This is a genomic window from Bordetella sp. 2513F2 (assembly GCF_054642735.1).
On the sequence record NZ_CM137755.1, the window covers coordinates 1400953 to 1425571 of the forward strand.

General features: G+C 66.3%; 26 protein-coding genes and 1 pseudogene. 9 read left to right on the top strand and 18 right to left on the bottom strand.

Going from position 1 to position 24619, the window contains the following annotated elements; translation table 11 throughout:
- Positions 1-131: 131 nt before the first annotated feature.
- Genes ACYBYQ_RS06615 through ACYBYQ_RS06640 form a run of 6 tightly spaced genes read right to left on the bottom strand, consistent with a single transcriptional unit; the run spans position 132 to position 3635 of the window.
- Positions 132-371: an EexN family lipoprotein gene (locus tag ACYBYQ_RS06615; RefSeq protein ID WP_279955821.1), complete on the bottom strand. Its 240-nt coding sequence runs from the start codon at positions 369-371 to the stop codon at positions 132-134.
- Positions 371-1324, bottom strand: a complete 954-nt coding sequence (locus tag ACYBYQ_RS06620; RefSeq protein ID WP_279955820.1) for a LysR family transcriptional regulator — start codon at positions 1322-1324, stop codon at positions 371-373. The genes ACYBYQ_RS06615 and ACYBYQ_RS06620 overlap by 1 nt, the downstream gene beginning before the upstream one ends.
- A 52-nt stretch (positions 1325-1376) precedes the next feature.
- The gene (locus ACYBYQ_RS06625) at positions 1377-1562 is read right to left on the bottom strand and encodes a hypothetical protein (RefSeq protein WP_279955819.1); all 186 of its coding nucleotides are present in this window, start codon (positions 1560-1562) and stop codon (positions 1377-1379) included.
- Between the two features lie 9 nt (positions 1563-1571).
- Entirely contained in the window at positions 1572-2030 is a 459-nt protein-coding gene (locus ACYBYQ_RS06630; protein WP_279955818.1) for a hypothetical protein, read from the bottom strand.
- 10 nt (positions 2031-2040) lie between these two features.
- Complete coding sequence (locus ACYBYQ_RS06635) at positions 2041-2547, bottom strand: DUF6152 family protein (RefSeq protein ID WP_279955817.1); 507 nt, start codon at positions 2545-2547, stop codon at positions 2041-2043.
- A gap of 5 nt (positions 2548-2552) precedes the next feature.
- Positions 2553-3635, bottom strand: coding sequence for an alpha/beta fold hydrolase (locus tag ACYBYQ_RS06640; protein ID WP_279955816.1), 1083 nt, complete (start codon positions 3633-3635; stop codon positions 2553-2555).
- A 96-nt stretch (positions 3636-3731) separates the two neighbouring features.
- On the opposite strand from ACYBYQ_RS06640, the gene ACYBYQ_RS06645 reads away from it, so the two are divergent.
- Positions 3732-4625 (top strand): LysR substrate-binding domain-containing protein, encoded by an 894-nt coding sequence (locus ACYBYQ_RS06645; protein ID WP_279955814.1) that lies wholly within the window; start codon positions 3732-3734, stop codon positions 4623-4625.
- A 24-nt stretch (positions 4626-4649) separates the two neighbouring features.
- Here ACYBYQ_RS06645 and ACYBYQ_RS06650 read toward each other — a convergent pair whose 3' ends face one another.
- From ACYBYQ_RS06650 to parA, 5 genes are all read right to left on the bottom strand, one after another.
- Positions 4650-6632, bottom strand: a complete 1983-nt coding sequence (locus tag ACYBYQ_RS06650) for a DUF3363 domain-containing protein (RefSeq protein ID WP_459617972.1) — start codon at positions 6630-6632, stop codon at positions 4650-4652.
- 448 nt (positions 6633-7080) lie between these two features.
- Positions 7081-7680: a S26 family signal peptidase gene (locus ACYBYQ_RS06655; protein ID WP_459617973.1), complete on the bottom strand. Its 600-nt coding sequence runs from the start codon at positions 7678-7680 to the stop codon at positions 7081-7083.
- Complete coding sequence (locus ACYBYQ_RS06660) at positions 7677-8234, bottom strand: DUF2840 domain-containing protein (protein ID WP_459617974.1); 558 nt, start codon at positions 8232-8234, stop codon at positions 7677-7679. The genes ACYBYQ_RS06655 and ACYBYQ_RS06660 overlap by 4 nt, the downstream gene beginning before the upstream one ends.
- A complete protein-coding gene (locus ACYBYQ_RS06665) occupies positions 8231-8515 on the bottom strand; it encodes a chromosome partitioning protein ParB (RefSeq protein WP_459617975.1) in 285 nt (94 codons plus the stop codon). Before ACYBYQ_RS06665 ends, ACYBYQ_RS06660 begins: the two co-directional genes overlap by 4 nt.
- Positions 8512-9150: a ParA family partition ATPase gene (gene parA, locus ACYBYQ_RS06670; protein WP_459617976.1), complete on the bottom strand. Its 639-nt coding sequence runs from the start codon at positions 9148-9150 to the stop codon at positions 8512-8514. Before parA ends, ACYBYQ_RS06665 begins: the two co-directional genes overlap by 4 nt.
- Here parA and ACYBYQ_RS06675 point away from each other — a divergent pair.
- Positions 9149-9289 carry a hypothetical protein gene (locus ACYBYQ_RS06675; protein ID WP_459617977.1) on the top strand — a complete coding sequence of 47 codons (141 nt, stop codon included), beginning with the start codon at positions 9149-9151 and terminating at the stop codon, positions 9287-9289. The two genes, parA and ACYBYQ_RS06675, sit on opposite strands and share 2 nt — an antisense overlap.
- 162 nt (positions 9290-9451) lie before the next feature.
- Here the strand turns inward: ACYBYQ_RS06675 and ACYBYQ_RS06680 are convergent, their stop codons facing one another.
- The 7 genes and pseudogenes from ACYBYQ_RS06680 to ompA all read right to left on the bottom strand — a co-directional run bounded on the left by ACYBYQ_RS06680 (position 9452) and on the right by ompA (position 15283).
- A complete protein-coding gene (locus ACYBYQ_RS06680) occupies positions 9452-10309 on the bottom strand; it encodes a replication initiator protein A (protein ID WP_459617978.1) in 858 nt (285 codons plus the stop codon).
- A gap of 26 nt (positions 10310-10335) precedes the next feature.
- Positions 10336-10632 (bottom strand): helix-turn-helix domain-containing protein, encoded by a 297-nt coding sequence (locus ACYBYQ_RS06685; protein WP_073646489.1) that lies wholly within the window; start codon positions 10630-10632, stop codon positions 10336-10338.
- A gap of 115 nt (positions 10633-10747) precedes the next feature.
- Entirely contained in the window at positions 10748-11524 is a 777-nt protein-coding gene (locus ACYBYQ_RS06690) for a DUF2285 domain-containing protein (RefSeq protein WP_459617979.1), read from the bottom strand.
- Positions 11525-11648: 124 nt separating this feature from the next.
- Positions 11649-11759: pseudogene (locus ACYBYQ_RS06695) on the bottom strand (DNA repair protein RadC); the annotation flags it as partial.
- Positions 11760-12096: 337 nt separating this feature from the next.
- Positions 12097-13263, bottom strand: a complete 1167-nt coding sequence (locus ACYBYQ_RS06700) for a PDDEXK nuclease domain-containing protein (protein ID WP_459617980.1) — start codon at positions 13261-13263, stop codon at positions 12097-12099.
- Complete coding sequence (locus ACYBYQ_RS06705; protein WP_459617981.1) at positions 13260-14459, bottom strand: tyrosine-type recombinase/integrase; 1200 nt, start codon at positions 14457-14459, stop codon at positions 13260-13262. Before ACYBYQ_RS06705 ends, ACYBYQ_RS06700 begins: the two co-directional genes overlap by 4 nt.
- A 227-nt stretch (positions 14460-14686) precedes the next feature.
- Entirely contained in the window at positions 14687-15283 is a 597-nt protein-coding gene (gene ompA / locus ACYBYQ_RS06710; protein WP_459617982.1) for an outer membrane protein OmpA, read from the bottom strand.
- A gap of 375 nt (positions 15284-15658) precedes the next feature.
- Between ompA and gyrA the strand changes: the two genes are divergently transcribed.
- The 7 genes from gyrA to cmk are packed head-to-tail and all read left to right on the top strand — an operon-like array spanning position 15659 to position 24616.
- Entirely contained in the window at positions 15659-18304 is a 2646-nt protein-coding gene (gene gyrA, locus ACYBYQ_RS06715; RefSeq protein ID WP_459617983.1) for a DNA gyrase subunit A, read from the top strand.
- Between the two features lie 3 nt (positions 18305-18307).
- Positions 18308-19438 carry a 3-phosphoserine/phosphohydroxythreonine transaminase gene (gene serC, locus ACYBYQ_RS06720; RefSeq protein ID WP_459617984.1) on the top strand — a complete coding sequence of 377 codons (1131 nt, stop codon included), beginning with the start codon at positions 18308-18310 and terminating at the stop codon, positions 19436-19438.
- Positions 19431-20519 (top strand): prephenate dehydratase, encoded by a 1089-nt coding sequence (gene pheA / locus ACYBYQ_RS06725; protein ID WP_459617985.1) that lies wholly within the window; start codon positions 19431-19433, stop codon positions 20517-20519. The genes serC and pheA overlap by 8 nt, the downstream gene beginning before the upstream one ends.
- Before the next feature lie 24 nt (positions 20520-20543).
- Positions 20544-21668 (top strand): histidinol-phosphate transaminase, encoded by a 1125-nt coding sequence (gene hisC, locus ACYBYQ_RS06730; protein ID WP_459617986.1) that lies wholly within the window; start codon positions 20544-20546, stop codon positions 21666-21668.
- Positions 21665-22570: a prephenate dehydrogenase gene (locus tag ACYBYQ_RS06735; protein WP_459617987.1), complete on the top strand. Its 906-nt coding sequence runs from the start codon at positions 21665-21667 to the stop codon at positions 22568-22570. Before hisC ends, ACYBYQ_RS06735 begins: the two co-directional genes overlap by 4 nt.
- A complete protein-coding gene (gene aroA, locus ACYBYQ_RS06740; RefSeq protein WP_459617988.1) occupies positions 22570-23892 on the top strand; it encodes a 3-phosphoshikimate 1-carboxyvinyltransferase in 1323 nt (440 codons plus the stop codon). The genes ACYBYQ_RS06735 and aroA overlap by 1 nt, the downstream gene beginning before the upstream one ends.
- 16 nt (positions 23893-23908) lie before the next feature.
- On the top strand, positions 23909-24616 hold the full coding sequence (gene cmk, locus ACYBYQ_RS06745; protein WP_459617989.1) for a (d)CMP kinase: 708 nt from the start codon (positions 23909-23911) through the stop codon (positions 24614-24616).
- Positions 24617-24619: the final 3 nt, after the last annotated feature.

Genomic DNA, 24619 nt, shown 5'->3' on the forward strand with positions numbered 1-24619 from the left:
AAGGCGGAAAAAGCCAGACTTCTTGCGGTGGCGAAGCCCAAAAAAATGCCGCAGGCACGAGCGTGCGGCGGCGTGATAAGAAAATTGGCAAGGAATCCGTCGCGGCTGGGCGGCAGGGGCCGTTCGAAAAACTATTTAGCGCGCTGTTCGGGCCGGTCGCCGAAGAAACGTCGTTTGGCAGCCTCGGCCGCGCGCACGCATAGCTCGTCCGTGACCTTCGTGCGCTCTTCACGGCACAGTCGCTGAATTTCTTTGATGCGCTCGGGATGGGCGGTCAGGAACTCCACCGTGTCATTGGCCGGCGACGGTCCGCAGGCCGACAGTAAACAAGCCAGGGCGAGTGCATGAGCAGTGCGGGAAGCGGCGTTCATCAGGAGTCCTTCAATTCATCCAGTTCATCCGATGCAGCGATGCGAGAAGGGTCGTGTTCCTTGCCGGTATCAACCTCCAGTCGGCCGACGCGAGCAACGAACCTACTCAGTGCCTCCGACGGATTTCCAGCCCGCCTTAGCAGGTAGGTGGTAAGCATCGGCGAGCCACCGGCCAATGGCCGCGCGACGATGTTGGGCTCACGACTGGCGGCGATCTGCGACGCTCCCACCAACGCAAGGGCGAATCCGGCCGCCACCAGCGCCATCATCAAGTCGAAGGACATCACCCGTTCGGCCACCAAAGGCTCCTTGTCCAACGCACGCAGCACCCGTTCGATCTGGTGGTTGTAGCCCTCGCAGACCTGTGGATCACCTATCACTAGCGGATAACGTAATACTTCATCCAGCGGAATGCGCGCATGCGCTAGCAAGGGATGGCGCGCGGGGATGACGACCCGCAGCGGATCGCGCCTGGCCGGTTCGGCGAGGATGCCGTCGCCGACATCGGTAGACTGCGAAAATCCCACGTCATACAGATCATCGTGAAGCCCCTTGATCTGCTGGGTGAGCGGGACTTCATCGAAGTGGATTGAGATTTCCGGATCGTCCTGGCGGCACAGCGCCATAAGGGAGGAAAACCGAGCCGGTGCAACACCGTCGGACAGCGCGATACGCAACTGACCGTCATAGCCTGCGGCGGCGGCGCACACGCTGGCGCGTGCTTGATCGAGTGCAGCGAACACGCGTGGCACGTGTTCGAGTAACAGCCTGCCGGCCCGCGTCAATCGGGTGCTGCGCGTGGTGCGTGCAAATAACGGTGCACCCAGATGTTCTTCCAGTTCCTTGATCGTGCGCGACAGGGGCGACTGGTCGATGTGCAGCCGTTCGGCTGCACGTGCGAAGTGGAGTTCTTCGGCAACGGCCAAGAAACAACGCAGGTGCCGCAGTTCCATAGCCGTCTCCTTTGTTCAAACGACTTCACCAGATTGCACAGCGTTCGCCGCCTTACGCAGCAACGTAAGTGTTATCAGCAACCATCCCTGCCGCCGCCAGATAGAACGCCTGCTGCCCCCCCTGCGACAGACCGCTGCGCACCGGCGCGTCGGTCAATCGGGACAGCCCGGCATTTGCCAGCGCGACCAGCACCGCCAGGCCAATGGCATTGCCCACATTGAGCGTCGTCGAGGCCATCCGTTCGGCCTAAACATAGGCAATCGCCCGCCCAAGCACCAGGATGCCGCTCCATAGGACAAGCGACGATCCGATCGACACCTTCCTCAGAACGCTGCCAGCACCAGTTTTCTGCTTCTCAGCCAGATAGCTCTGGAACAGCAGCGCGTTGAGAATCGCGATCGCGATCGCAATGATCTTCAAGCGGAAGGCTGGATTGTTCCATAGCTCCAGGGGGTCGGAGATGAAAAGCAGCGCGCCGGAGATCGCGACCAGCACGGCGCCTGTTTTGGTGACGGTGAGAAGCGAGGGAATCGCCTCTTTCAGGGACGGCGCACGCAGCACGCCGAGCAGCGCGAGATCGACGACGATGATCGTGCCGAACAGCAGCGCGATCCCCACTAGGTGCACGACCTCGATGGCGGGGAATGCCCAGGTCGAGCGGCGGATGAGATCGGCCAGCGGAAGGGCCTGCAGAAACTCCAGCATCGACCGAAGCTCAAGAACAAGCCGTCGGCGGGACGGGCACGGAACGTTGGCGAACAGCGCGGTTGTCGTCGAGGATCACGACCTCGGGCCTGAACTCGTGCTTGTCGTCGCACGCCAGGTACCCGATCATCCGGAATCGGCTACCGGGCACGGCATCCTTCTCGCCCATACCCCAATCCATTAAGCGCGATGGCGGCGCGAGGACCACCGTGTATTCGGGCGTGTCGGTCTCCAGCAGTCGAAGGCCAGCCGGCACGGGCAAGGCCGGCATATTCCTGAACATGCCACTTTCTTCTGCTGGCATGCGCACAGCCGACAGATCTGGAACTGCACGCATCGGCGTCACGCGAAGAACGACGATCGGATGGGGATTGCCCCAGCGCACCGACACGACTTGTCCTTCGAGAAAACGCACCTGACTCGTATCGAAGTAAGTCCAGCCATGGTGTGCGAGTGCAGGAATGGCAGCAAGCCCCAGAAGCGCCAAAGCTGCACGAGACGCGAACTTGGTTTTCATGATTGTCAGTTTCCTTTCCGTGTGGCGGAAGATGGGTCGAGGAACTGGGTCACCGCGTTGAGAAACGCGCCCCGCCCTGCCTTGTCACGGTCAAGGTGCACGAAATGCGTGGCATCGGGGATGGTCACCAGTTTTGCTTGCGGGGCTTCGGCGACGATCGCTTGCGCGTCCTCGGGCCGGCTCCAGAAGTCTCGTTCCGAGCGAACGACGAGCACCGGCATGGCAAGTGCCGCAGCGGACCATTGCCGCCGGCCGAGCGCCAGTTCGAAGCTGTCGGCCATGGCGCCGCTCGGAGAACGAAAACTCGGCGGTTGCCGCATGCCGGAGGAGGTATCCGAGGCGAGTGCCGCATCCGCGTAAGCGTTCGCCACACGCTCATCTCGCCACGCGGTCTTGTCCGGACCCGGAATGCTGTTGTCCCATGCGGTGAACAGACTGGCGCGCGTGTTCAGTCGGTATCCGCCAAAAGCCGCTGCATTGAACGTCCCCGGACGACCGGGATCGTCCAGCGGTGAGCCGCGGCCGAGCGTCTTGTGCTCGCCCGAGCCGCCATAGAGGGTGTTGTACAAGACCAACCGATCTACGACCTCTGGATGCTTGGCCGCATAGGCGCCAGCCCAGTGACCACCCGTCGCCCAGCCGAGGATGCTGACCTGCTGATCACCGCTCCATTCTGTGATGGCATCGACTGTCGCGGCGATATCGGCGACCGCATCGGCGGTTCGCATGAGAGGGTCAGAAGCGGTGGGCGCTCGGTCCATGGCCGCCGGCCGGCTGGAGGCACCGTATCCGCGCAGGTCGAGGATGTAGACGAGGTGTCCTGCTTCCGCCAGGTCAGCCGCCAGCGAACCGCCTGCGACGGGCAGATCGAAGGACGCGATGCCCGGCACACGCGCGCCATGAATCAGAAGGACGGCGGAATTGACCTCAGCCGGAGCGCCCGGCCGCCGGACTTCTCGGACGAACAGACGTTCGCCCGAGATCAAGTCGACGAAATGATCCCTTCTGGACATCGACTGCTCGCCCGCGAGGACGGGGCTGATCGCAATGGCCGCGGCTAACGTGAAAGCGGCGATATGTGGGTGCATGAACTCTCCAATTGAAGCTGTCGACTCGGAGTAAGCGTACGTGGCCTTTGATCACAAATCGATAATCCATCTGCAAAATTTTGATATCATGACGATATGGAACTTCGACATCTTCGTCATTTCTTGGCCATCGCCGATGAGCTGCACATGGGCCGCGCGGCCGAGCGCCTCGGCATGGCGCAGCCGCCGCTCAGCCAGTCGATCAGGCGTCTCGAGAAAGAACTTGGCGTGCAGCTGTTCGGCCGCGCCAACCGCCGCCTGACACTCACGCGAGCCGGTGCGGCGTTCATCGAGGAGGCACGTGCTTCGGTCGCACATGCTGATTCGGCACTCGCCGTCGCACGGGCAGCCGGTGACGGCGAGGCTGGCGTCGTCAGGATCGGCTTCGTCTCGGCTGCGCTCTATGAACGGCTGCCTCGGCTGCTGTCCCAGTTGAGGGAGGTCTATCCGAACATCCACCCGACGCTTGTTGAACTCTCCACCAACGAGCAGCTCGACGCCTTGACGCGAGGGACGATCGACATCGGTTTCGCGCACCCTCCACTGGGAACCAGCGAGCCTCTCACCGTCTTGGAGTTTCCAGCGGAGCACAGCGTTGCCGTGCTTCCTGACGATGGTCAGACAGGAGGCGTCACCCTGGCGCAGGTCGCGGCGCTCGGGTTGATCCTGTTTCCGGTTGCCCAAGGGCCGGTACTTCATGCGCAGATATTGGACAGCTTTACCAAAGCCGGGCTCGATGTCAGGATCCTTCAAGAGGCGACACGGGCGCTGACCATGTTGTCGCTGGTGTCCGCCGGGTTGGGGGCCGCGCTGCTTCCCAGTTCGATTCGACGCCTCGCCTTCGAGGGGGTTCGCTATGCCGAAATCACCGACGCCGTGCTGCCGACCTTGTCAGTGGCACTGATTGCAAGGCGTAGGCCCCAGGCTCCGGTGGTGCGCAGCGTGTTGCGGCAGTTTGCCGCAGATATGGAGCAGCCATCGGTCGACTGATGGTCGTCCACCCTGGCCTTGCAGTTACCCAACGGTGGGGCCTCGGTTCCGACCGAACTCCCATGACACGCCGCTCCCGCGGACCGTCGCGCTCATGGCCTGCCCCAGCCGCTGTTCAATCACCGGCCGCCAAGGCACCAGACTGAATCCCATGCCGTCATCGAGCATCGCGTAGCGCCCGCTGGCGAGCATGACCGAGCGCCGGTAGATGCCCGCCACGCGCTGCCCGTCCGCCACGGGCCGATGCTCCAGGCCGGTGTCGGCGGCAATGTCCGTGGCAGCCCGCGCCAGTTCCCGGTTGCGCAGCGTGCTCAGCAGGTTGCGGGCGAGGATCACGCGCTGCCCACGCCGTTGGGCCAGCTCCTGTTCTTCAAGGAAGTCGGCACGCTGCTGCATGGCCTGCTTGGCCTCGCCGCCAAAGCCCAGGTCGCCCAGCCCCTTGCTGCCACCGATCAATTGCTGATCCAGCCAGGTCGCGCCGATGACGCGCACCTGCCGCTCGATGGGCAGGTGCGATTTCAGTTCCACAGCAACACCGCCCAGTCGCTGCGCGTCGTACTGGCGGCCACGCTCGGCCAGGTCGTCCGGCACCTTCCATAGCCCGTCGGCCACGCGCTCAACGATGCCGGCCCGGCGCAGGGCTTCCAGTCGGCGGACATGGGCCGCGACGACTTCCTGCGGGTCGCGGCCGGGCTTGGCCCGGCCCTGCTCGATCGCCAGGTGATGACCGGTGCGGTACAGGCCATCGCTCGCCAGCGCGGCAATGTTCTTGTCGGCGGCACGCACCTCGGCGGAACCGCGCACCTCCACCACCGACCCAGTGGGATAGTTCGCCAGCTCGTCGCGGGCGTTCAGCGCGACGTAGTGAGCCTTGCCGTCCACCCCATCAATGACCAGATAGCCCCGGTCGTGCAGTTCGTCGGCCAGTCCCTTCGCGGCCACGCGGCCGACAATGGTGCGGCCATTCTCGCCCGGCTCGAACACCGACAGCTCTCGCGGCTGGCCGCGCATGGCCCGCTGCATGGTGCGGATGATGTCGCCACGCTCGCCCAGGGCGCGCAAGGTCTTCTCCGCGTCCGCATGGACGTCCCAGGTGCCGGGTTGCATCTCGTCGGCCAGGCCCAGGCGCTGCAAGCGTTGCAATCGGCCAATCAGCAACAGACGCTGGCGTTGCAGCCGGGGATCGTTGAAGCGTTCGATCTGCACCCGGCCATCGTCGCCAGCCTCGCGTTGCAGCGTGCGGTCGAGGCTCGTCCACCGCTCTTGCTCCACCTCGCGCTGCAAGGTCTGCTGGATCTCCAGTTCGGTGCGCGGCCCCAGCCATTCCGTCGCCAGCTCGGCGGCGCGATGCCGGAAGCCGTGGGCGATGTAGTCGCCTGCGATGATGAGGTCTTTGCCCGTGTCGTCGCGTCCGCGCACGATGAGGTGCGTATGCGGGTTGTCGGTGTTCCAGTGATCGACCGCCACCCAATCCAGCCGTGTCCCCAGGTCGGCTTCCAGGCGGTTCATCAGGTGGCGTGTGTAAGTGCGCAGGTCGTCCAGTTCGGCCCCGTCCTCCGGGGAGACGATGAAGCGGAAATGGTGCCGGTCGTCGGCGCAGCGTTCCTTGAATGCGTCGAGGTCGGCTTCGTCGGTCTGCGGCCCGTAGGCCCGGCCCGGTTCGCCATCTCGGCCCACGCCGTCGCGCTCGATATAGCGCAGGTGCCTGGCGAGCGACTGCGGGCTAGCGTTGCGCTGATTGACCAGCAGGGTCTTGATACTCACTCGCCGGGACGTGGGCGTCAGCTTCGCGCCAGCGAAACGAGCCGCCGTATGGCCGCGTCCCAGGCGCGAGCCGGGCCGCTGGCCAGTGTCGGCCGCCCTAGGACGGCGCACCGCCGACTTGCCACTGCTGGCCTTGCCGGCCTGCTTGAGCACCTTGGAAACGAAGCTCTGCCCCTGGCCCTTGCCCCGGTTCTTCGGGGCGCTGGGACGCACCCGGAAATCGTCATCGCGGCGGTCGGTCATGGTTGCGCTCCCCGCAAGCTCGGGCGTGTCCTGTCGTGCGAAGCACGCGGACATGCCTGCATTGGCGCGGGCCTCGCGCCCCACGCGGCACGGTGGCGAAGCCGCTCCGTGCCGCGCCCCCCCCATGTGCAGACAGGCTTTCGACGCGGCCCGGTGCCGCGTCCTTTTGTCTTGCCTTCCGCCTTTGCCCCTCGCTGTCGCTCCGGGCGTCGGCGGCCCGGCGGCACTACTGCACTCGCAGCTAGCCCGCCGGCGAACGCGCAGATCGACACGCCAATGACCGCAGGTCGGGCGCGTTCAAGGCAAGACGCCTGCACACTGGATGGCAGCGCGAAGTGCGGTGCGAATGCACACGCACTACACGCGCGACGACATGGCGACGGACAGCAAAACGACACGCCCGATGGCACGATGGGATGCACGACGACGTGCAGCGAATCGGCGGCCATCATGGGCGTGTCTCCAGCCAGACCGGATTCGCGACGCCGATCACGGCGGATGCACTGACGGGGCCGAAATACCGGCTGTCGAACGACGCCGGATTGGTGGCGCTCAACAGGAACAGTTCGCCATCAGCCAGTAGCCGGCAATGCGGCCAGGATGGCAGCGGCCGGCCCAGCCGATCGGCAGACAGCACGGCAGCCATCGGCACACCGTCGATGCGTACCTGACCGGCGACGATGCACACGTGTTGCGGCGCGACCGCGCCCACACGTTTGAGCAGCGGAATGTGAGCAGGCAGGTAGCCGCGCTGCGCAGCGAGCGCGGCAGCGTCGGCGGGCAATCGGGTCAGGACGATGCTGTCCACAGGCAACGGATTTGGCAGCAAGCCATGCCGATGATCGAGCAGTTCGACGCGATACCAACCAGCCGGAACGCTGTCGGACGGGTTGTAGATCAGGCGCGGCAGCGGCTGCACGAACGCCGCCCAGGCCAGCGCAGCAAGGCCGACGGCGGCGAAGCCCGCCAGCATGATGCGAGCGCGCAAGCGCGAGCGAGGATGCAGTGCAACTTCGGGGGTGCGTGCGGTGGTGAAATCAGCGGTCACGGCAGCACCCTCCCGGCCAGCCAGGCGGCGTGCCGCTCGGCGGTGTATTCGGGCAGCGGCAGACGGGCCGCCAGACGGTTGCCCAGCGTGCGCCAGTACGCGGGCGACACGTCGATGGCGGCGATGCCCAGCGCCTCGATGCCGTCGATACATTTCAGCACGGTACGCACATTGGCATCACCCTCGGCGTGCAGCAGCAGACGTGCGCCCGGCTGCACGCCGGGGATGCGCTGCACGCCATCAAGTGACGTAGTGGTCTGCATCACCATGAGCTGCCAGTGGGTGGTGCCATAGTCGTTGGCCTGCCAGCGGATGCGGCAGAGAACAGTGTTCGGCAGGAACACGGCGCAGCGCCGCCAGCGGTCGAGCTGGAGCGTGCGCGCCGGTTCGCCGAAGCGCAGGTAGAGCTTGAAGCGCGGTTCGATGTAGGCCAGCGATACGCGGGTCAGCGGCACGTTGCCGGCCTGGCCGGCGAGTACCGCGAGCGACGGCGCAGCTGGGGGCGATGCGGCGGCCTTGGCCGTGTTCGTGGCTGGTGCAGCGGATGCGTTCATGGCGCGTTCTCCGTGTGGTGCTCGGGAAACTCGCGCTCCAGCAGGCCGCGCAGCAGATCGGCCACGGTCACGCCTTGCGTGAAGGCCGACACCTTGATGCGCGCCCGCATGGCGGGCGTCACGTCAAGCGTCAGGCGTGCGGTGTAGAGGTCGCCCTTGTTGAGTGCATCTGCGTCGCCCTGTCGAATCCACGCCTCCGCGTGCGGATTCGCGGGCGGGCGCGCACCGATGCCGACACGCTTTGCCGTGCGCTTGCTGTTCGGTGGCGGCTTCGCGGTCATGCCGACCACCGCAGCAGTTCGTCCACCAGGGCGGTGATTTCACGAGCAGCGGCGCTGTCGGGCGCCGTCTCACATGCAAGCCGGCCAGCAGCCACGCTGTCGGCGAAGACAATGCGCTGGCGCACTTCGGCACGCAGCGCCGGCAGCGGCTGTTCGGCCAGCGACTGCCGCGCCTCCCGACCGATCACCGTGGTGCTGACGCGCCGGTTGATGACGAAGGCCGCGCGCAGCGCAGGCCGAAACACCTGGGCCTCGCGGATCAGCGCGACCATTTCGGCGCTGGCCCACAGGTCATAGGGGCTGGGCTGCACCGGGATCAGCACGCGCTCGGCCGCCAGCAGCGCGGAGCGCGCCAAGGCGGCGATCCTGGGCGGGCCATCAATGACGATGTGATCGGCCCGCCTGGCGAGTTCTGGCGCTTCCTGGTGCAGGGTTTCGCGGGCGAGGCCCACGGCGCTGAACAGCCGGGGCAAGCCCTGCTGGCTTCTGCGCTGCGTCCAGTCCAGCGATGAACCTTGCGGGTCTGCATCCAGCAGGATCACCGACTGGCCACGCAGCGCCAGTTCTCCGGCGATGTGGGTGGCGAGCGTGGTCTTGCCGACACCGCCTTTCTGGTTGAGCAAGGCGACGATCATGGCGCGGCCCTCCGATCTGGAAAGCCAGCCAGGTTTTGCCTTGCCGAACGAGGTTGGTTTTGGGGCTGTTCTTGCCTTCGGATTGGTGGCGCTTTTAGGTTTTCGGCAGTTGTCCACCGAAACGGCGCTTCTCTACTAAAAGTTAGAGAATTTAAGTTAGGTATGTTAGAGGGCGCGTAAACCCGCGCCGTTATTGGCTTTCCGGCGTTTTCGTACTCCTGATAGCACGATAGTCGTACTCCCGATAGCACGATACCCCTTACTCCTGATAGCACGACACTATTCACAGCTTGTCCACCAGTTATCCCCGTGCCGTGGACGGCACGGGCCGGAAGGTCAGCAATTCCACGTCGTCCTCGGGTATCCGCACGATGCCCAGCTCGTACCCTGGTAAGGATTGCCGGGCGACCAGGGCACGCAAGTCGTAGGCAAAATCCGAGAATCGCGTGCTGCTGCCTGATTTCTGGTGCAGGTAGCGAAAATCGAACTGCCAGCCGTATTCCTGCCTGCCGCCATGCTTGCGCACCAGGCGGTACAGCCAGCGCTCGATGCCGCCGGTCAGCCGGAAGTACGCCGGGTCGATGGTCAGCACCAGGGCGGCGTCGAGCACGCCCGCGTAGAACCAGTCCGGCAGGATCAGTTCGATGCCCAGCGGTGTGCCGCTGGCGTCGGCCAGCTCCTTCCACTCGTTGATCCACGAGAAGCGATGCAAGCGCCGTCCGGTCGTCTCGCGGATGGAGGTCGCCACCGTGGTCGATTGCAGCCGGTCGAGGGCGGCCTTGAGGCGCTGGTAGTCGCGTGAGCCGGTGCCGCGCCCGATGAAGCGCAGGATCTCGTAAGGCGTGGCGTGCATCAGCCGCGACGGCCGCAGGCCCGCGTCCTGCGCTTCCACGATCTGGCTGGCGGCCCAGATCAGGATGTCGGCATCCCAAATCGTGGCGATGCCATGCTCGGCCGTGCCTTCCACGCGAATCGTCACGTTGCCCGCGCGGAAGTCGATGGGCTTGACCCGCTTGGATTTCGCCAGCGAGAAGAACGGATAGGCCATCAAGTCCTGGCTGTCGCGCGGCGCCATGTCGCCCGGCAAGGCGCGGAACAGGTCGAGCTGTTCGCGCTCCTGCACCGGCCGCTGCCGGAGCGGCAGCGCAGGACTGGACATGACGGCGACCACCCGTGAACCTGCGATCAGCGGCGATCACGGTAGTCACCCGCATGGCGCTCGGCGTATTCCGGGTCGGAGGTGGCATCGAAGCTGCGCGCATCGGCCCAGGCATCCAGGTCGGCCACCGCGTACATGACGCGCCGGCCGAACTTGCGGAACTTCGGCCCGCCGCCGATCACGCGCTGTTTCTCCAGCGTGCGGGGCGACAGCCGCAGGTAGTCGGCGGCTTCGTCGTTGGTCAGATAGCGTTGGGGCTGCGCGGGTGCAGCGACAGCAGCGGAAGGAGCGGTTACAGAGGGCCGCAAGGGAGCGGGTCGCATGGGATTTACCTCCATCAAGCCCGGCCACACCACGCGGCCGGATGGAGGCACTTTCGAGAAATTCGGGCTTCCTGCTAAGGGACGAATTGCAGGGGGTGCAAAACGTCCCTCCTCACTACGATGCAACTGGCGCAAGCTGCGTCAGGCTGCGATAGCCGCCGCGCATCAGCGCCTCGCCACGACGCACCAGCCGCCGCACGCGGGCGCGCAAGGCGCTGTCGGCGTGCCAGTCGGCGGTCACGGCATCCACGCCGAACAGCCCTTCGGCTACCTCGCGCAAGGACGCGCCCGCCAGGGTCGCGTCGAGCGCCTGGAGCGTGTGCAGTTCCTGCACCGCCGCAAGCGTGGGCCGGGAACGGGCCGCTGCCGCAGGCACGGCATCCGGCAACGCCGTCAACTTGTCCAGTTCGGCCACCAGTGCCTGATAGCGCGCGCAGGGCGTGGCGCAGGCGCGGGTGGCATAGAGGTAGGCCATGCCGTCTTCCAGGCCCGGCGCCAGCGCGAGCCGCAGGCAGCAGCCGGGCCAGCGCGACACCAGCACCAGACGCTTGCCGTCATGGATCAGGTGCTTGCGACCGGGGACACGCCAGAACTCGAAGGCATAGGCGTCCGGTGGCGGATCGGCATCGGGATAAAGCTGCACCACGGCGTCGTGATCGGGGAGCCAGGCCGGATGCGCGTCGCGCGCATCCAGGGCGGGATCTTCCAGCAGGCGCAGGCCCCAGCGGTGCGCCGCATCCGGGCGGCGGCGACGGCGCAGCCAGTCGCGGCGGTAGTCCGGATTGCGGCGCAGGTACTCCCAGGCCAGGGCCGGGCCATCAAGGTGCAGCGTGTAGAGATACGCGGCGGTCGGATACCAGTGTTCTCGATGTTCGGCACTCGGGCCAGCCATGACGCAACCTCCTGTCAGTCAGCAGGAACGTCGCCACGGCTTTCGGCGTGCGGGAGCTACCGTTTCAACATCAAAACGTCATCGTGATCGGGTTAAGCTGAAACTGCGGGTGTCAAGTCCGATTGGCCTGGCGTGCCGCCTCAAGAATTTGATCCACCGATGCCGGCAGGTAGCGCCCCTGGGCATCACGCACCAACAAAGCGTTATCGAACGAGGAAAAGGATAGTTGCGACATGATCGTGCTCCGGTTGCTCGGGCGGAATTGCCCGGAACCGTGGCCAGCACGGCGCAGCGCAAAGCAGTCAGGGGGCGTAGCCGACCGCCAAGGCGCAAGCGTGCAAGCACGCGCAGCCCTTGACGCTGCGAACGCCGTGATACGGTGAAGGGAACAGCAAGACCGCCTACACCCCCGCTCAGCCACACACCCGCCGTTGGCAAGTGCGTAGCACGCGCAGGCCCGGATCAACGATCCAGGCCGGAGGCATCAAGGGATCAGCGCCGAATGGCTGTGATTCGGCACGAAGCACGGGGCGCAGCCCGCGAGCCCGACGGCGGTACGCCGGGACGCACGACTATGGTTTGTCGCCCTTGAGGGACAGCGTTCCGCGAGATTCGAGCAGACGCCGCGTGTTCTCCAGCTCTTTTTGCAGCAACTCGGCATCGGGCAACACCGTCCGGTAGTTCGCCGCCATCACTTTGGTTGGCAAGCCATCCAACGCATACCGCGCCAGAGCATAGCCCTTGTCAGCGCACAGGATCAGGCCTACCGGCGGATTCTCATCCGGGTAGGCCCAATGCTCCTTGGCATAGTTGCAGTACATGTGCATCTGCCCCACATCGGCGTGGGTCAGGCTGCCCAGCTTCAGGTCGATGATGACCAGGCAGCGCAGCTTGCGATGAAAGAACAACAGATCGACTCGATACCAGGTCTGGTCGATGCGCAACCGACGTTGCCGCCCGACGAAGGTGAAGCCTTCACCCAGCTCCAGCAGGAAGTCTTCCAGCCGCTGTATCAAGGCCGCTTCCAGATCAAATTCTGAATACTCGTCTTTGAGGTCGAGGAACTCCAGCACATACGGGTCTTTGATCGCGTCGTTGGGCGTGACGGCATCCTCAGGCTTGGCCACCGAACCCTTGACCAGCATCGCCGCCTTGTCCTTGGACAAGGCGGTGCGTTCGTAGAACTGACTGCCGATCTGCCGGTCGAGCTGGCGCACGCTCCAGCCACCGCGCAGTGCTTCGGCCTCGTAGAAATGGCGGGCATGGTCGTCCTTGACCGACAGCAGCCGCACATAGGCTGACCACGGTAGGGTGAAGACCTGGGCCAGTTCAGACAGGCTCAATTTCCCAGACACTGTCTGGGATTTCTCAGGGGGCGACTCGTTTCCCAATTTCCCAGACAGTGTCTGGGAAATCTCGGGTTGGGGGTACGCGAGGTAGAAACGCCGCATGCTCTCCAGGTTGTTGACGCCGAACCCGCGCCCGAATCGGGCCGTCAAATCAGCGGACAACCGCGCCATCAACTGCTCGCCGTAACCGGCCCGCCGCCTGCCTTTCTGCTCGGCTTCGACGATCCGGCGGCCAATCTCCCAATAGCTGGCCGTCATCAGCGCATTGACACTGCGCGCCGCTGCCTGGCGCGCCGCATCCAGCAGTTCCACGATGCCGCCGTGGATGCCGGCATAGCCAGCCGGTAAGGCGGCAGGTTTGCGCGTCGCCACAGGCGTCTTCCTTGTCATGCTGTCACCTCCATAGAACGGGACGCCCCGGTAATCGCCAGCCGCCGACTCGCCACCAGTTCGGCCGCATCCCGCACCGGCTTGTCCTCGGTATGAACATAGTGCATAAACATCGCCACGGTCTTGTGCCCTGTGAGCTTCATGCCCACCTTGGTTGGCACGCCCGAGTTGGCAATATCGGTGGTCGCCCGGTGACGAATGCCATGTGTGCCGACGTGAGGCACGCCAGCAGCCTTGAGCACGCGCGTCCAGCCGCCGTAGTGCTCGCCGTGAGTCAGGTGCCGGGTTGGATCGTTCGGCGACGGCAGGACGTAGGGGCATCCTTCACGGCGCGGCGCGGTGGACAGCAGCCGATAGGCCTCCTCGCTCATGGGCTTGGAGATACCGCCGGTTTTGCTGTCTGGCCACACCACACGCCGGTTCTCGAAGTCTAGCCAATCCCATTCCAGCGGGCAGATTTCCGAGCGCCGTGCGGCGAACTCGAATTGCAGGCGGATCGCCAACGGGATGACGTAGTTCTCCAGCCCCTCGGCTTCCAGCTTCTCCAACTGGCGGAAGATCCGCACCAGTTCATCGTCCACGATGAGCCGGGTTTCCTTGCCAGGCGGATACATCGGGACATGGCGGCATGGATTCGTGCCGTCAGGGCGCAGCCCCCACACTTCGGCCAGGTTGAACATCTTGCGCAGTACGCCGAAGGTGCGGTTCGCTTCGGCCGGCTTGTAGGCCAGCTTCTTCATCAGCGCGGCCACATCGGGGCGCTTCACGTCCTGCACCTTCATCCGGCCCATGATGGGAATGATGTTGCGGTCGATGACGCCCTGATAGCCGCGCTGCGTGCTGGGCTTGTTACGTTGCTTGGAGTAGTCCTCCATGAAGGTATGGCAATACTCCTTCATGGTCGGCGCCTTGCGGGCGGCATTCTTGGCCGCGCTCGGATCACCGCCCCGGCGAACCTCGGCCAGCCACTCCTGCGCCATGACGCGGGCCTGCTCGACGGTCAGTTCCCCGTACTGGCCCAGGGCGGGCTTGCGGCGCTCGCCGGCATTCGTGCGGTACTGAAGCATGAAGACCTTGCGACCAGCCGGGGTGATCTTGCACAGGAAGCCGGGCACCACGGTATCCCGAAGTTCGACGGCCTGCGCCTGGGGCTTTGCCGCATCGACTGCGGACTTGGTGAGCTTGATTTTCGCCATGATGACTCCTCGGAAACCTCGGTTTCCAAGAGCCGCATGGGAGCTACGCGACCGGAAGCCGGGTCAAGTTTCGGAAAGCACCGGCATATGATGGACGCGCCTAAGCTATTGATAAACCTGCTGTATCGAGCCTTGGCGTAGTCCAGCGAACTGCGGTACTGAAGTCATCGTGAAACAAAAAAAGGGCCTCGCTTGCGCGAGGCCCTTCATTGTACCGGCTGGCCGGATTAGCGGCGGCTGCCGACGATCTCGATTTCCACGCGGCGGTTCTGGGCACGGCCTTCGCGGGTGGCGTTCGAAGCCACCGGTTGCAGTTCGCCCTTGCCTTCCGTGTAGATACGGTTGGGATCGATGCCCTTGCTGACCAGGTAGGACTTGACCGAAGCGGCACGACGCTCGGACAGCTTCTGGTTGTAGGCTTCCGGACCGGTGGAGTCGGTGTGGCCCACGGCGATGATCGTTTCCAGGTCGATGGTGCTGGCCTGGGAGGCGACTTGATCCAGCAGCTGGCGGCCTTCCGGCTTCAGGGTCGACTTGTCGAAGTCGAAGAAGGTGTCGGCGTTGAAGACGACCTTCGAAGCCATGGGGGCGGGCTTGGGAGCCGGGGCCTGGGCAACCGGCACGCCGTCGCAACCGGGGATGCCGGTGGCGGGGGTCCAGAACGCATCGCGCCAGCACAGCTCGTTGGTGCCGTTCTTCCAGACGTCACCGAACGGGTTACGCCAGTTGTCCACCGTTTCGGGATAGGACTGCGCCGAGGCTGCACCGGAGGCCGTGACGGCGGCGAAGGCGAGCGCCAGAGCGAATTTGGAGGGTTTGTTCATGTTTCTCCTCGTTGAGCTTGAAGCTGGATAAGTGACTCGCAGCGAACCCCCGCCGCATATCAGGAAAACGGGGCCAGTATAGCAACGCCAAGAACAGGTTCAAAGGGATCGCTACTGGGTCTCCTGCGTGCTGGAAACAATCTTAAGGCATTTGATGGGCTTTGGCTTCCCTGGAACGGCGCATTGGCATTGGATGTCGGGATTTCGTCGCTTCCCCGTCGGTTCATGTTGGTTTTAGGCAACAAGCGCCTCGGGCCCGAAATGTCCGCCCCGGATCGTCCGCATTACGGGCCGGATGATAGGTCCGCGGTAATGGGGTGATAGAATTTGCTGTTTGCCCGGCCCGGGTTCTCCAACGATTCTGTCGCTATATATATGGATTCCTTTGCCAAGGAGACGCTTCCGGTATCGCTGGAAGAAGAGATGCGCCGCAGCTATCTCGATTACGCCATGAGCGTGATCGTGGGCCGTGCGCTACCCGACGTGCGCGACGGCCTGAAGCCGGTCCACCGTCGTGTGTTGTATGCCATGCACGAGCTCAACAACGACTGGAACCGGGCCTACAAGAAGTCCGCCCGCATCGTGGGCGACGTGATCGGTAAGTACCACCCGCACGGCGATCAGTCCGTGTACGACACCATCGTGCGCATGGCCCAGGATTTCTCCATGCGCTACATGCTGGTCGACGGGCAGGGCAACTTCGGCTCCGTCGACGGCGACGGCGCGGCGGCCATGCGTTACACCGAGGTGCGGCTGGCCAAGATCGCCCACGAGCTGCTGGCCGACATCGACCAGGAAACCGTCGATTTCGGCCCCAACTACGACGGCAGCGAGCACGAGCCGCTGCTGCTGCCCTCGCGCCTGCCGAACCTGCTGGTCAACGGCAGCTCCGGCATCGCGGTGGGCATGGCCACCAACATCCCGCCGCACAATCTGGCGGAAGTGGTCGACGGCTGCCTGTACTGCCTGCGCAATCCCCAGTGCACGGTGGACGAACTCATCGAACTCATTCCGGCCCCGGATTTCCCCACGGGCGGGATCATCTACGGCATTTCAGGGGTGCGCGAGGGCTACCGCACCGGCCGCGGCCGCGTGATCATGCGCGCCAAGACGCACTTCGAAGACATGGAGAAGGGCAACCGGCAGGCCATCGTGGTCGACGCCATCCCCTACCAGGTCAACAAGAAAACGCTGCAGGAGCGCATCGCCGAGCTGGTCAACGAGAAGAAGATCGAAGGGATCTCCGACATCCGCGACGAGTCCGACAAGGATGGCATGCGCCTGGTCATCGAGCTCAAGCGCGGCGAGGTGCCCGAGGTCGTCCTGAACAACCTCTATAAGAATACGCAGCTGCAGGATACGTTCGGCATGAACCTGGTGGCGCTGGTCGATGGCCAGCCGCGGCTGCTGAACCTGAAGCATCTCATCGAGTATTTCCTGCAGCATCGCCGCGAGGTGGTCACGCGCCGCACGGTGTTCCAGCTGCGCAAGGCGCGCGAGCGCGGTCACGTGCTGGAAGGCCTGGCGGTGGCGCTGGCCAATATCGACGATTTCATCGCCATCATCAAGGCGGCGCCCACGCCGCCGGTGGCGCGCCAGGAACTGATGGCGCGCCAGTGGGATTCGTCGCTGGTGCGCGAGATGCTGGCGCGGGCCGAGGGCGGCACGCCGGGTGGGCTGGCGGCCTACCGGCCCGACGGCCTGGGCGAGCAATTCGGCATGCAGGCCGACGGCCTGTATCGCCTGAGCGAGACGCAGGCCCAGGAAATCCTCAACATGCGCCTGCAGCGCCTGACCGGGCTGGAGCAGGACAAGATCATCGGCGAATACCGCGAAGTCATGGAGACCATCGCCGACCTGCTCGACATCCTGGCCCGCCCCGAGCGCATCACCACCATCATTTCCGAGGAACTGCAGGCCATCAAGGCCGAGTTCTCCACCGGTGCGAAAGACACCCGGCGTTCGGAGATCGAGGTCAACGCCACCGAACTCGACACCGAAGACCTGATCACTCCCATGGACATGGTGGTCACCATGTCCCACGGCGGCTACATCAAGAGCCAGCCCTTGTCGGAATACCGCTCGCAGAAGCGCGGCGGGCGCGGCAAGCAGGCCACGGCCATGAAGGAGAACGACTGGGTCGACCAGCTCTTCATCGCCAATACGCACGATTACCTGCTGTGCTTCTCCAACCGCGGCCGCGTCTATTGGCTGAAGGTATGGGAAGTGCCGCAGGGCACGCGCACCTCGCGCGGCAAGCCCATCGTCAACATGTTCCCGCTGGCCGACGGCGAGAAAGTCACCGTGGTGCTGCCCGTGAAGGAGTTCAGCCCGGACCACTACGTGTTCATGGCGACCTCGCGCGGCACCGTGAAGAAGACGCCGCTCTCCGATTTCTCGAACCCGCGCAAGGCCGGCATCATCGCCGTGGACCTCGACGACGGCGACTACCTCATCGGGGCCGACCTCACCGACGGCAAGCACGACGTGATGCTGTTCTCCGACGCCGGCAAGGCGGTGCGCTTCGACGAGAACGACGTGCGCCCGATGGGCCGCAACGCCCGCGGCGTGCGCGGCATGCAGCTCGAGGACGGCCAGTCCGTGATCTCGCTGCTGGTGGCCTGCGATGAATCGCAGAGCGTGCTCACCGCCACCGAGAACGGCTATGGCAAGCGCACGCCCATCACCGAATACACGCGCCACGGCCGCGGCACCAAGGGCATGATCGCCATCCAGACCACCTCGCGCAACGGCAAGGTGGTGGGTGCCGTGCTGGTGATGCCGTCCGACGAGATCATGCTGATCACCACCGGCGGGGTGCTGGTGCGCACCCGCGTGGCCGAGATCCGCGAGATGGGCCGCGCCACGCAGGGCGTCACGCTGATCAGCGTGGACGACGGCAGCGCGCTGTCCGGCGTGCGCCGGGTGGTCGAGAGCGATGCCGACGAAGACCTGGCCGACGAGGAAGTCCCGCAGGACGACGCCGGCAATCCTCCTGCTGCGGAAGAACCTACGGAGTAAGACATGGCTCGCCCCTGGAACTTTTCGGCGGGGCCCTCGGCCCTGCCCGAGGCGGTGCTGGAGCAGGCCGCCGCCGAGATGCTCGACTGGCACGGCAGCGGCATGTCCGTGATGGAAATGAGCCATCGCGGCAAGCATTTCGTGCAGATCTGCGACGAGGCCGAGCAGGACCTGCGCGACCTGCTGGGCCTGCCCGCCGATTATGCGGTGATGTTCATGCAGGGGGGTGGGCTGGGCGAGAACGCCATCGTGCCCATGAACCTCATGGGACGCCGCGGCACGCCGTCCGCCGATTTCGTGCTCACCGGCCACTGGTCGGCGCGCTCCCACAAGGAAGCCGGCCGCTACGGCAGCACGCACGTGGCCGCTTCCAGCGGGGCGGCCCAGGAAATCGACGGTCGCCTTCAGCAGCCCTGGACCTGGGTGCCGCCTGTGGCCGACTGGAACGTGCGCAAGGAGGCCGCGTATCTGCATTTCTGCAGCAACGAGACCATAGGCGGCGTGGAATTCACCGAATGGCCCGACCTGGCCGAGCTGGGCGCCCCCGACGTGCCCCTGGTGGTCGATGCCTCCTCGCATTTCCTGTCGCGTCCCATGGACGTCACCCGCGCCGGGCTGGTGTTCGCGGGTGCGCAGAAGAACGCGGGGCCGGCGGGCGTCACCGTGGTGATCGCGCGCCGCGACCTGCTGGGCCACGCGCTGCCGATCTGCCCCTCCGCCTTCGACTACGCCAACGTGGCTGCCGAGCATTCGCGCTACAACACGCCGCCCGCGTTCGCGATCTACGTCGCCGGGCTGGTGTTCAAGTGGGTCAAGGCCCAGGGGGGCGTGCAGGGCATGGAGGCCGCCAACCGCGCCAAGGCCCAGCTGCTGTACGGATATCTCGACGGCTCCGGCTTCTACCGCAACCCGGTGCAGCCGGCAGCGCGCTCGCGCATGAACGTGCCCTTCGTGCTGCGCGACGAGTCGCTCAACGAAGCCTTCCTGCAGGGCGCCGAGGCCGCCGGGCTGATGCAGCTCAAGGGCCACAAGAGTGTGGGCGGCATGCGCGCCTCGATCTACAACGCCATGCCGATGGCCGGCGTGCAGGCGCTGGTGGAGTACCTGAAGGAGTTCGAACGTCGCCATGGATGACGCGTCGCTGCAGGCAAGGCTGAAGCCCTTGCGCGATCGCATCGACGCCATCGATGCGCAGATCCTCGCGCTGCTGTGCCAGCGGGCGCGCACCGCCCAGGAAGTGGGCGAGGTCAAGCACGCAGCGCGCGCCGACGGCCCGGTGCTGCGGCCCGACCGCGAGGCGGAAGTCATACGCGGCCTGCAGTCCCGCAATCCCGGTCCTTTCCCGGACGAGGGCATTGCCGCGGTCTGGACCGAGATCATGTCGGCATGCCGGGGCCTGGAGCGCGGCATGACCGTCGCCTACCTGGGTCCGCAGGGTTCGTTCTCCGAACAGGCGGCGCTGGAGCATTTCGGCCATTCGGTGCAGTGCCTGCCCTGCGCCTCGTTCGACGAGGTGTTCAGGGCAGTGGAGGCCGGCCAGGCCGACGTGGGCATGGTGCCCGTGGAGAATTCCACCGAAGGGGCGGTCAACCGCAGCCTCGACCTCCTGCTGGCCACGCCGCTGAAGATCCAGGGAGAGCGGTCTCTGGTGATCCGGCATTGCCTCATGAGCCAGTCCGGCAGCATGGAGGGCATCAAGACCATCTCCGCGCATCCGCAGGCCCTGGCCCAGTGCCAGGCCTGGCTCACGCGCCATTATCCTGACCTGCATCGCGAGGCGGCCGCCAGCAATTCCGAGGCGGCGCGCGTGGCTGCGCAGGACCCCACCGTGGCGGCCATCGCCGGCGACGTGGCGGCGCCGGCCTGGAACCTGCAGATCGTGGCCGCGGGCATCCAGGACGATCCGCACAACCGCACCCGGTTCGTGGCCATCGGCAATATCGAGCCGGGCCGCAGCGGGCAGGACAAGACCAGCCTGATCCTGGCCGTGCCGAATCGGGCGGGCGCCGTCTACGACATGCTCACCCCCCTGGCGGCCAACGGCGTGTCCATGACCCGTTTCGAGTCGCGCCCGGCGCGCACCGGCCAGTGGGAATACTACTTCTACGTCGACGTGCAGGGCCATCGCGACGACGAACACGTGGCGCGCGCCCTGGCCGCGCTGCAGTCCCAGGTGGCCTTCTTCAAGGTGCTGGGCTCGTACCCGGCCCAGTAACCCCCGCTGCCCCGTTTCATTCATATGAGCGACACCAACAAGACCCTCGCGGCCCCGGCTCACGTCGGCGCCATCGCCCCGTACCAGGCCGGCAAGCCCATCGAGGAGCTGGCCCGCGAGTTCGGGCTGGATCCGGCCGGCATCGTCAAGCTGGCTTCCAACGAGAATCCCCTGGGCATGCCGGCCTCGGCCCGGGCGGCGCTTGCGGCGGCGGCCGAATCGCTGGCGCGCTATCCCGATCCCAACGGTTTCGACCTGAAGAGCGCGCTGGCCGGGCGCTACGACGTGCCGATGGACTGGATCACCCTGGGCAACGGATCGAACGACATTCTCGAGATCGCTGCGCTGGCGCTGCTCGAACCCGGCACGTCGGCCGTCTATGCGGAGCACGCGTTCACGGTATACCGGCTGGCCACGCAGGCGCGCGGCGCGCGCCACATCATGGTGCCGGCGCGCGACTACGGCCATGACCTCGACGCCATGGCCGCCGCCATCGCCCCCGACACCCGGCTGCTGTTCATCGCCAATCCCAACAATCCCACCGGCACCTTCCTGCCGGGCGCCCAGATCGAGGCGTTCCTGGCGCGCGTGCATGCCGAGCATGGCGAGCGGGTCACGGTGGTGCTGGACGAGGCCTACAACGAATACCTGGATCCCGGCCTGCGCTTCGACAGCGTGGCGCTGGTGCGCCGCCATCCCAACCTGATCGTGTCGCGCACCTTCTCCAAGGCCTACGGGCTGGCCGGCCTGCGCGTGGGCTACGCGCTGGCGCAGCCGGTGCTCACCGACCTGTTGAACCGGGTGCGCCAGCCGTTCAACGTCAACACGCTGGCCCAGGCTGCGGCCATCGCCGCGCTGCACGACACTGCCTTCCTGGAACAGGCCTATGCCACCAACAAGGCAGGCAAGGCGCAGCTGTGCGAGGCGTTCGAGCGCCTGGGGCTGCAGTTCGTCCCCAGCTACGGCAACTTCGTGCTGGTGCGCGTGGGCGATGCCGGCCGCATCAACCGCGAGCTGCTCAAGCGCGGCGTGATCGTCCGGCCCGTCGCCGGCGACGGCCTGCCGGAATGGCTGCGGGTAAGCATCGGCCTGCCGCACGAGAACGCGCGCTTCGTCGAGGCGCTGACCGAAATCCTGGGAGGCCAATGACCGGGGCCGCATCCGCGCCGGTCCAGGCGGCTGCGCCGGCGCGCATCGGCGTGCTGGCCGTGGTGGGCGTGGGCCTGATCGGCGGTTCCTTTGCCGCGGCGCTGCGCCGCGCCGGTGCGGTCGACCAAGTGCTGGGCGTGGGGCGCAGCCCGGCATCCCTGGAGCGCGCCGTCGCCCTGGGGCTGGTCGACGAAGCCGTCGACGCCGCCGAAGCCGCGCGCCGCGCCGATCTGGTGCTGCTTTCCACGCCCGTGGGCGGACTGGGCGCGGTGCTGGCGCAGATGCGCGCGCACCTCAGGCCCGGATGCGTACTCACGGACGCCGGCAGCACCAAGGTCGAGGTCGTCCGGGCGGCACGCGAGGCCCTGGGCGAGCGGATCGGCTGCTTCGTGCCCGGCCATCCCATTGCCGGGGCCGAGCGCACCGGCCCCGAAGCGTCCGATCCCGGGCTGTACCAGGGCCGCACCGTCGTGCTCTCGCCGCTGCCCGAGAATTCCGCGCAAGCCTGCGAGCGCGTGCGGGCGGCCTGGCAGGCCTGCGGGGCCACCGTCCTGGACCTCGACGCCGAGACCCACGACCGGGTGCTGGGTTCGGTGAGCCACATGCCGCACTTCCTGGCGGCCGTCTACATGGCCCAGGTGGCGGCCGCGCCCGATGCCGGCTCCCGGCTCGCGCTCGCCGGCACGGGCTTCCGGGATTTCACGCGCATCGCCGCCGGGTCGCCGGAGATGTGGCGCGACATCTTCCTGTCGAACCGGGCCGCCATGCTGGCCGAGCTGGCGGACCTGCGCGCCGTGCTGGACGGCGCCGAAGAGGCCCTGCGCCAGCGCGACGGCGCGGCGCTGGAACAAATGCTGGAGCGGGCGGCCCAGGCGCGCCGCAACTGGCGCAAGGAGGGCTGATGGACGCCTCGCCATATCTGGACCTGCCGCGCGCCGTTTCGGCGCGCGGGGTGATGACCCTGCCCGGGTCCAAGAGCATTTCCAACCGGGTGCTGCTGCTGGCCGCGCTGGCAGACGGCAGCACCACGATCCGCGGCCTGCTGGACTCCGACGATACCCGCGTCATGCTGGCCGCGCTGCGCCAGCTGGGCGTGGCGGTGGCCAATGGTCCGGACGGCGCGGTCGCCGTGACCGGCACCGCGTCCTTTCCCACGCGGCAGGCGGACCTGTTCCTGGGCAACGCCGGCACCGCATTCCGGCCGCTTACCGCTGCACTGGCCCTGATGGGCGGAGACTACCGCCTCTCCGGCGTGCCGCGCATGCACGAACGGCCCATCGGCGACCTGGTCGACGCGCTGCGGGCCCTTGGCGTCCCGATCGATTACCTGGGCAATCCCGGCTATCCGCCACTGCGTCTGCACCCGGGCGAGCCCAGGGCGCAGGCCCCGGTGCGCGTGCAGGGCAGCGTGTCGAGCCAGTTCCTCACCGCGCTGCTGCTGGCCGCTCCGCTGCTGGCGCGCCGCCAGGGCGGGGAAGTGGCCATCGAGGTGGTGGGCGAGCTCATTTCCAAGCCCTACATCGAGATCACGCTGAATCTCATGGCGCGCTACGGCGTGGCGGTCCGGCGCGAAGGCTGGTCGCGCTTCGTGGTGCCTGCCGATGCCGCCTACCGCAGTCCGGGCACGCTGGACGTGGAGGGCGACGCATCCTCCGCTTCGTATTTCCTGGCGCTGGGCGCCATCGGCGGCGGGCCGGTGCGCGTGGAAGGCGTGGGCGCCGACAGCATCCAGGGCGACGTGGCCTTCGTGCACACACTGCAGGCCATGGGCGCTACCATAACGGCAGGTCCCGGCTGGCTGGAGGCCAGCGGCGTGCAGGTGGCGCGCGGCGAACGCCTCAAGGCGTTCGATGCCGATTTCAACCTGATCCCCGACGCGGCCATGACGGCAGCGGCCCTGGCGCTGTATGCCGACGGTCCGTGCCGGCTGCGCAACATCGGCAGCTGGCGGGTCAAGGAAACCGACCGCATCCATGCCATGCAGACCGAACTGGCCAAGCTGGGCGCGCAGGTCGAGGCCGGCCCCGACTGGCTGCGCGTGACGCCGCCGGCGCCGGGGCAGTGGCGCGACGCGCACATCGGCACCTGGGACGACCACCGCATGGCGATGTGTTTCTCGCTTGCGGCGTTCGGGCCGGCCGCCGTGCGCATCCTGGATCCGGGCTGCGTGAGCAAGACCTTCCCGGACTATTTCGACGTCTATGCCGCACTGGTGCATGCCTGATTCCCCGATGCCCGCCATGCCTGCCGATTCCCATCCCTCAGCCTCCGGCGCCGACGCGCCGGTCATCACCATCGATGGCCCCACTGCTTCGGGCAAGGGCACCATCGCCCATCGGGTGGCCGACGCCCTGGGCTGGGCAGTCCTGGACAGCGGCGCGCTGTACCGCCTGACGGCCCTGGCGGCCCTGGAGCGCGGCATCCCTGCCGACGACGCGGCCGGACTGGCGGGCGCCGCGCGCGCGCTGGACGTGGTGTTCGACGGGCCGCGCATCCTGCTCGAAGGACGCGACGTGGCCGGCGCCATCCGCGAAGAACGCGTGGGCAACATGGCCTCCCGCATCGCCGGGCATCCGCCGCTGCGCCAGGCGCTGCTGGCGCGCCAGCGCGCCTTTCGCGCGCCGCCGGGGCTGGTGGCCGACGGCCGGGACATGGGCACGGTGGTGTTTCCGGACGCCGCGCTCAAGATCTTTCTCGTGGCCGACGTCGAAGCCAGGGCGCAAAGGCGTTGTAAGCAGTTGATCGAAAAGGGAATTTCGGCTAATATTGACGATCTTCTTGCCGACATGCGCGAGCGCGACCGGCGCGATACCGAGCGCGCCGTTGCGCCGCTTGCGGCGGCGGCAGATGCCCGCGAGCTCGATTCCTCGAATCTCAGCATCGAGCAGACGGTGCAGGCAGTACTGGAATACTGGCGCCAGGTGCAGTCCGGCCGCGCCGCATCGTAGTTT